The sequence below is a fragment of the Autumnicola tepida genome, assembly GCF_031846485.1.
GTDB classification, from domain to species: domain Bacteria; phylum Bacteroidota; class Bacteroidia; order Flavobacteriales; family Flavobacteriaceae; genus Autumnicola; species Autumnicola tepida.
The window spans coordinates 1-1,022 of sequence record NZ_JAVRHQ010000077.1 but is presented as its reverse complement, the minus strand read 5'-3'; the positions used below and the strand labels follow the sequence as shown (position 1 = coordinate 1,022).

2 protein-coding genes are annotated in these 1,022 nt (G+C 38.5%); both read left to right on the top strand.

Translation table 11 applies throughout. The annotated features are described in order from the left end of the window. Window positions 1-340 (top strand): transposase (locus tag RM553_RS19430; protein ID WP_311536624.1); only part of this gene is annotated, 340 nt, incomplete at its 5' end. A gap of 8 nt (window positions 341-348) precedes the next feature. After that, the coding region (locus RM553_RS19425) for a DDE-type integrase/transposase/recombinase (protein ID WP_311536623.1) at window positions 349-1,022 on the top strand (674 nt) is incomplete at its 3' end.

Sequence of the window (1,022 nt, the reverse complement as noted above, 5' to 3'; positions counted from 1 at the left end):
ACAGATCGTGGCAGATTTTGAAGGTGGGGAGTATAGTGTTCCACAGCTTTCAAAACTTCATGGGATCGCTAACCAGGTTATTTATCGCTGGATTTATAAATTTTCTACCTTTAATGAGAAAGGTATAAGAGTGGTAGAAATGAAAGACAGTAGCCAAAAAAAGATGAAAGAGCTGGAAAGTCGTATCCGGGAACTGGAAGCGACTGTTGGTCGAAAACAAATTCAGGTAGATTACCTGGAGAAGATGATTGCCCTGGCTAAGTCAGAACTGGGTATCGACATTAAAAAAAACTACAACACCCCACAATCAACTGGTTCCGAGAAAACAACAAAAAGATGAATTTTTCTATGAACCAGCTTTATAAGAGTGTCGGGATCAGTAAACAAGCTGTGCACAGTTATGCTAAACGACAAGCTGTTTTTGATGATCAACTGATGCAATTAATGGAAGAAGCCGATGAGCTTCGCAGAGAACATCCTGGTTGTGGGGTGGAGAAGATGTACCATACTTTAAATCCTGATTTTATTGGCAGGGACCGATTTGTGGAGACTTTTATGCAATTGGGCTATCGATTGAAAAAGAAGAAAAATTACCGGCGGACTACCATTGCTGGGAAAGTCTACTATCCTAATTTAATAAAAGGAAAGCAAATAAATGGTCCTTGTGTAGTCTGGCAATCTGATATTACCTATTACAAAGTGGCAGGTAAATTTTACTATGCTGTTTTTATCATAGATGTTTACACAAAGAAAATTGTGGGATATCAGGTATCAGACCATATGAGAGCAACGGCAAATATGAAAGCTATGAAAATGGCACTAAAGGGAAATGATGCCCCCCAAATCCATCATTCAGACAGGGGAAGTCAATATACTTACAAAAAGTATATTGATCTTTTAAAAGCCCATAGTACAGCTATTAGTATGGCTTTAAGTGCACAGGACAATGCTTATGCCGAACGGATCAATAGAACCATAAAGGAAGAATATCTGGATTATTGGGAACCAGGAAGTTTTAATCA